At 71.0% G+C, this 5,540-nt stretch carries 7 protein-coding genes and 1 pseudogene; 4 read left to right on the top strand and 4 right to left on the bottom strand.

What is annotated here, in order from left to right; translation table 11 throughout:
- Positions 1 to 192: 192 nt before the first annotated feature.
- The 3 genes from ACZ3UD_RS37430 to rpmG are packed head-to-tail and all read right to left on the bottom strand — an operon-like array spanning position 193 to position 1,952.
- On the bottom strand, positions 193 to 1,422 hold the full coding sequence (locus tag ACZ3UD_RS37430) for a GTP-binding protein (protein WP_465598500.1): 1,230 nt from the start codon (positions 1,420 to 1,422) through the stop codon (positions 193 to 195).
- Between the two features lie 39 nt (positions 1,423 to 1,461).
- Positions 1,462 to 1,731, bottom strand: a complete 270-nt coding sequence (locus tag ACZ3UD_RS37435; RefSeq protein ID WP_465598503.1) for a type B 50S ribosomal protein L31 — start codon at positions 1,729 to 1,731, stop codon at positions 1,462 to 1,464.
- 29 nt (positions 1,732 to 1,760) lie between these two features.
- Positions 1,761 to 1,952 carry a 50S ribosomal protein L33 gene (gene rpmG, locus ACZ3UD_RS37440; RefSeq protein WP_465598506.1) on the bottom strand — a complete coding sequence of 64 codons (192 nt, stop codon included), beginning with the start codon at positions 1,950 to 1,952 and terminating at the stop codon, positions 1,761 to 1,763.
- A gap of 159 nt (positions 1,953 to 2,111) precedes the next feature.
- Between rpmG and rpmB the strand changes: the two genes are divergently transcribed.
- From rpmB to ACZ3UD_RS37460, 4 genes and pseudogenes are all read left to right on the top strand, one after another.
- Positions 2,112 to 2,348, top strand: a complete 237-nt coding sequence (rpmB, locus tag ACZ3UD_RS37445; protein WP_465598509.1) for a 50S ribosomal protein L28 — start codon at positions 2,112 to 2,114, stop codon at positions 2,346 to 2,348.
- Positions 2,348 to 2,653 carry a 30S ribosomal protein S14 gene (gene rpsN / locus ACZ3UD_RS37450; RefSeq protein ID WP_465598512.1) on the top strand — a complete coding sequence of 102 codons (306 nt, stop codon included), beginning with the start codon at positions 2,348 to 2,350 and terminating at the stop codon, positions 2,651 to 2,653. Before rpmB ends, rpsN begins: the two co-directional genes overlap by 1 nt.
- A gap of 124 nt (positions 2,654 to 2,777) precedes the next feature.
- Positions 2,778 to 3,260 (top strand): annotated as a pseudogene (locus ACZ3UD_RS37455) (GTP-binding protein); the annotation flags it as partial.
- A gap of 241 nt (positions 3,261 to 3,501) precedes the next feature.
- Positions 3,502 to 4,191: an alpha/beta hydrolase family protein gene (locus ACZ3UD_RS37460; RefSeq protein WP_465598515.1), complete on the top strand. Its 690-nt coding sequence runs from the start codon at positions 3,502 to 3,504 to the stop codon at positions 4,189 to 4,191.
- A gap of 677 nt (positions 4,192 to 4,868) precedes the next feature.
- Here the strand turns inward: ACZ3UD_RS37460 and ACZ3UD_RS37465 are convergent.
- Positions 4,869 to 5,321, bottom strand: a complete 453-nt coding sequence (locus tag ACZ3UD_RS37465; protein ID WP_465598518.1) for an NAD-binding protein — start codon at positions 5,319 to 5,321, stop codon at positions 4,869 to 4,871.
- Between the last annotated feature and the right edge of the window lie 219 nt (positions 5,322 to 5,540).

The following is a 5,540-nucleotide window of genomic DNA, read 5'->3' on the forward strand; positions in this document are numbered from 1 at the left end:
TTGCTCATGTTGCTCTTGCCGCTCACTACTGGACTGCTTCCTCCGGGACTCAACCGTCCCAGTATCAGGCTGTCCAGCTCAGCGGGGGAACCTCAGATTGGTCCACCCCCTGGGGAATGACGCAGGAGCAGGCCGGCATCCAGTCGCGTAAGCACCTCGTGACGAGACCGTTCGGCTCGGTTCGCGGCGATGTCAGTGTGGCGGCGGATCGGCGCCGAGGGTGGTGGCGAAGGGGTCGTAGGACAGCCCCCAGTGTTCCGCGCCGAGGGAGAGTTCGGCGTCCGTGAGCAGGCACTCGTTCAATTGCCGGTGTAGTTCTGGGACGTCGAGGTCGATGCCGGTGAACGTCAACTCGCAGCGGCGCTCGCCGTAGTAGGGGTCCCAGAGCAGCGAGGCGAGGGTGCGGCGCTGCGACGAGGCGGCCTGCCATGCCTTGCCGTCGTGCTCGGGGAGCCAGGAGCCGGTGTTCTGGATGGCGAGGTGCTCACCGGCGGAGTCCCATCGGTGGATGGAGTGGGGCCGGTTGGCCAGCCACAGGTGGCCGCGGCCGCGGACGACGCCGGCGCAGATCCGCCCGAGCGCGTCGTGCAGACGCTGCGCGTGGAGCGGCCGGCGGGAGGACCAGAGCGTGGTGGTGACGCCGAACTCCGCTGCGCGCGGCTGTCTGGGGAACGGTAGGGGCCCGTGCCGTTCCCGCACTTCGTCGGCGTCGAAGTGGTTCCCACCCACCAGTGTCGAAGGATTGGGCATCCAGAAGCCGCCGGTCAGCTGATCGTGGCAGATGTGGGTCAGCTCGTGGCCGGCGCAGAGATGGAGCGCCAGCGCGACGGCGCGCGCGGAGGCGGCGGGGCCGGGGTCGTTCGTGTTCGAGGTCACCACCACGTCGGCGCCTTCCAGATGCCGGGCGGTGGTCTCGGCGACGGTTCGCCGGTCGTCGGGGCCGACGGCCAGTCCGTGGTCCAGGAGCCGGTCGCCACAGCCGAGATCGTTCTCCAGGCGGGAGAGGTTCACGGCGATGGCGACCGTGTCGATCCGCAGGTGGTCGGCGAGCGACTGCCCGCAGACGTGGCCGTGCGCGACATCGAGGGCGACCAGGTCGGCCGCCATGCCCGGCGGGAGGGCCAACAGCAGGTGCCGGTAGTGGTCGGCGCGTGCCAGGCGAAGCAGGACGGCGAGCACGCCCGGCGGCAGCAGGTAAGGGGAGCAGGGACGCGACGGTGTCAGTGCGTCGCCGTCCACCGGTCCGGAGCGGTCGGACAGCTGCCAGCAGACTGTCCGGCCGTCCGAGCTGACCCGCACGGCGAGCACCGCCACGCCCGGGAGCTCGATGCGGGCCAGGTCGGCGACGCAGTCGCGTACGCCGGCGGCGAGGCCGCCGAGCACGGTGACGGGCAGTGGCTGCGGGTTGCCCTGCGGGGTCATCTCACCTCTCCTCTGTGCACCGGCCGACGTTGGCGCGGGTCAGCTCGGCGTGCCGGGCTTCGAGCCGGTGAGGCCGTAGCGCCGCTGGAAGCGTTCGACGCGGCCGGCGGTGTCCAGGACACGGGCGTTGCCGGTGTAGAAGGGGTGGCTCGCAGAGGAGATCTCGACGTCGATGACGGGATAGGTGCTGCCGTCCGTCCATTCCACGGTCTTGTCGCTGATGGCGGTGGAGCGGGTGAGGAAGGCGAGGCCGCCGGCCTTGTCGCGGAAGACGACCGGGCGGTACTCGGGGTGGATGCCGGACTTCATGGGGTGCCTCCTGGAGGGGGGGGTCGGGGTCAGCGCTCTTCGCGGAAGAGGACGTGCTTGCGGGCGACGGGGTCGTACTTGCGCAGGACCAGCCGGTCGGGGTCGTTGCGGCGGTTCTTGCGGGTGACGTACGTGTAGCCGGTGCCCTCGGTCATGGGGGCACCCCCGGCCGGAGGCTGGGGGAGGAGCTTGATGATCGGGCGCAGTTCGTTGCGGGCCATGGGTGTCCTTCCTGGCGCGTCGCAGTGGCGTGAACCACCCTAGCGTAATGGTTGTCGTTTTCATCTAGGGTAGTGTCAGGTCAACCAGTGCGGTGCCGCGGGCATTCCCGTGCCGCGCTCCCGTCTGTAGCCGCTCTCCTCCCGTTACTCGGAGTCGCCATGTCCGCTCACTGCCAACTCACCGGTCGCAAGCCCGGTTTCGGCAATGCCATCTCCCACTCGCACCGCCGCACCCGGCGCCGCTTCGACCCGAACATCCAGACCAAGCGCTACTGGCTGCCGAGCGAGGGCCGGTTCGTCCGCCTGACGCTCAGCGCCAAGGGCATCAAGACGGTCGACAAGCTCGGCGTCGAGAAGGCCGTCGCCCGGCTGCGCGCCCGCGGGGAGAAGGTCTGATGGCCAAGCGCAGCAAGATCGCCAAGAACGAGCAGCGCCGGGCGACCGTCGCCCGGTATGCCGAGCGCCGCGCCGAGCTCAAGCGCCTGATCGCGAGCCCCGCAACTTCGCCCGAGGACCGCCTGGCCGCGCAGGCCGAGCTGCAGCGCCAGCCGCGCGACGCCAGCGCCACCCGGGTCCGCAACCGCGACGCCGTCGACGGCCGGCCGCGCGGCTACCTGCGCGCCTTCGGCCTCTCCCGGATCGGCGTACGCCAGCAGGCGCACGCCGGGTTCCTGCCAGGTGTCCGCAAGGCCAGCTGGTAGCAACCCGCACAAGCCGGTCGCGTCCCGCGTCGTGCCAGTCCTCCCGGTCCACACGACCCGGGACGCGACCTCCGCCCCACGTTCGTCCCGCCCGGACGGGGTGGCGCAAGCCAGGGACCGGGTCAACCCGGCGCTGGCCCTGCTGCCGCAGGCCGCCGACGAGGCCGGGGTGGCCACGCTGGTCTGGGAGCGCCGCCGCCCACTGCACCCGGGACGGCTCTACGAGGCCCTCGACCAGCTGGTCCCGGCCGCGCAGCGCAGTCGAGGGCGCTTCTGGCTCGCCAATCGCCCCGACCTGATGCTCGCCTGGGACGCGGCCGGCGCGAACCTGGCGGTGGAGGAGTGCGGTCCCTGGCTCGCCGGCCTGCCGGACGCGGCCTGGGAGCTCTACCCGCCCACGCGCCGGGCCGCCGCTGCACTCGACTGGGACCCGGTGCACGGTGACCGGATTCAGCAACTGAGCTTCACCGCACAAGGGTTGGACGTGGACGGGATAACCGAGCTGCTCGACTCCTGTCTGCTCACCGATGCCGAACTCGCAGCTGGCGAGCCGGGGTGGAAGGCCCTGCCGGACGCCTTCGAAGAACTGCTCGACCCGGTGGCATGACGATTCGTCACCTCCTCATTGGGGGCTGTCAACGGTCATTGCCAGACCCCAAACCACACAGAGGGCTGCTGTTTCAGGTGTTCCACGGCGCACTCGACGGCGCGGACCCCAGCGTCCAGTGGGCGACGCTGAGGCGGTCACGATCATCCGGCAAGCGGTCAAGATCGCTTGTCGCAGGACAGTTGTCATGTCTGTGTGCGATCTACGATGGTCAGGTGGCTGACGAGAGGGAGATGACCTGATGGCGAGCGGTGCGACGGGCGGTACAACGGTGGGCGGCGCGGCGGAGGTCGAGCGGACCGTGGTGGCCACACCGTTGGGGGACGCGCGAATCAGCTGGCACCGGTCGGTCGGCCCGGCCCGCGCGGTGCTCGGTCTCGGGCACGGCACCGGACGCGGGATCGAGGCGGCGGACCTGGCCGTGCTGGCCGCCGCGCTGCCCGAGCACGGGATCACCGTGGCGCTGGTCGAGCAGCCCTGGAAGGTCGCCGGCCAGAGGGAGGCACCTGGCACGGCGATGCTGGACATGGGCTGGGTGCCGGTTGCCGAGCGGCTTGCGGCCGAGGGTCTGCCGCTGGTGGTCGGCGGGCGCAGTGCCGGGGCCCGGGTGGCCTGCCGGACCGGCGCGGCGAGCGGCGCGGTGGCGGTGCTGGCGATGTCCTTCCCGCTGCACCCGCCGGGTCGGCCTGAGGATTCGCGGGCCGCGGAACTGCTCGGCAGCGGGCTGCCGACGCTGGTCGTGCAGGGCACGGCGGACCCGTACGGCGCACCGGAGGAATTCCCCGCGTTGCCGGTGGGCTGGCGGCTGGCCGGGGTGCCGGCGGCGGACCACATCTTCGAGGTGCCCCCGTCGGCGCCACAGTCGGCGACCGAGACGCTGGCACTGATCACCAGGACGGTCGCGCAGTGGCTCGCGGACCTGGCGCTGTAGTGGGGGCTGTGGCGGCCCCCCAAACTCACCTGGCAAAACGGCCAAGATCTCCTGTCCGGGACACCCAGGAAGACCGCCCCTGATGAACATCCTTCCCGTCACTCACCACGCAGCGTCCGGGCAGGCAAATCATCGAAGTCCTGCTGGAGTACCAGGCACCTGGCGATCAACGCGCTCCGCGCCGCCGGACACCGCAACATCGCGGCCGGCATCCGGCACGTCTCCTACGGGGCCCCTTACCCGCCCGCTCGACCTGCTGGGCATCGTCTGACCAGCGCGACTACAAGATCACCGGACTTCGCAACGGCCCTGGCATGGCAGCCGGTGCGGCGTGACGTCCTCCGGCAGCGTGCTCGGCGCGCCGGTGAGCAGGTTGGCGGAGCACGCCCGGCCCACGGGTGCCGCCCGTGCGCGTACCGCCGGCCCCGCCAGGCAAGCTCCCGGGGGCGCGCCAGTGGGGGCGGTCGGTCCCGTCCGGCCCGGGCATCGGTACGGCGACGGCTCTCCGGCCCGGTCCGTCCGCGCCACCGGCGACTCGGCGATCCGCGCCCTTCGACGTTTAGGACCTCGTGCACCAGCCGGCCGGCCGGTGCACCAACACGTATGCCCCGGCCGGAGTTCACCGGCCGGGGGCACAGGGGCGGACGCGTGCCCGCGTCGTTGTCCCAGGAAGGGCGTCAGGATGCCGCTGCCGCCTCCGCGACGGGCAGACGGAACTCCTGACCGGCCAACTCCTCGTAGAGCTCGACCGGGACCATCTCACCCGACAGGTCGCCGTACTTGGCCTTGGCCCGGCGGTAGATCTGCTCGACCAGCGCGGACAGCTCCGTGGAGACGCCGATGTCTCGACCCAGGTCGACCGCGAGGCCCAAGTCCTTGCAGGCCAGCACCATCGCGAACGACTCGTCGTAGTCGCCGGACTCGAGTATGCCCATGATGTCGTTCTCGAGGAAGTTGGACGCCGCGGGGCTCGCCAGCAGCGCCGAGCGCAGGACGCCCAGGTCGACACCGGACTTGACGCCCATGGCCAGCACCTCGGACGAGGCGACCAGGTGGGCGAACCAGAGCAGGTTGATCATCAGCTTGACCGTGTAGCCGGCGCCCTGGTCGACATCGACGGGGCGTTCCAAGCGCCTGCGGCTACGGCTGTTCTCCGCCGCCTCCCAACTCGCCACCAGCAGCCGCCGCCGTGTGCTCCGCCCTGCCCGCAGGCAGAAACACCACGCCTGGACAGCAGGAACGGCCCGCCGACCAACTTGAGTTCTAGCGGTCCTCGCAACACCCCAGCTCAGGGGATGCGATGGACTTCGAGATTCGCGACCGCTCGGTCAACCAGGGGGCACGTGCCC

Source organism: Kitasatospora sp. NPDC023118 (assembly GCF_055560875.1).

What these genes read in the sequence shown, in the direction of transcription:
- ACZ3UD_RS37435 (WP_465598503.1), bottom strand. Translation starts at nt 1,731, where the DNA reads ATGAAGTCCGGCATCCACCCCGAGTACCGCCCGGTCGTCTTCCGCGAC.
- ACZ3UD_RS37460 (WP_465598515.1), top strand. Translation starts at nt 3,502, where the DNA reads ATGGCGAGCGGTGCGACGGGCGGTACAACGGTGGGCGGCGCGGCGGAG.
- ACZ3UD_RS37430 (WP_465598500.1), bottom strand. Translation starts at nt 1,422, where the DNA reads ATGACCCCGCAGGGCAACCCGCAGCCACTGCCCGTCACCGTGCTCGGC.
- rpsN (WP_465598512.1), top strand. Translation starts at nt 2,348, where the DNA reads ATGGCCAAGCGCAGCAAGATCGCCAAGAACGAGCAGCGCCGGGCGACC.
- rpmB (WP_465598509.1), top strand. Translation starts at nt 2,112, where the DNA reads ATGTCCGCTCACTGCCAACTCACCGGTCGCAAGCCCGGTTTCGGCAAT.
- rpmG (WP_465598506.1), bottom strand. Translation starts at nt 1,952, where the DNA reads ATGGCCCGCAACGAACTGCGCCCGATCATCAAGCTCCTCCCCCAGCCT.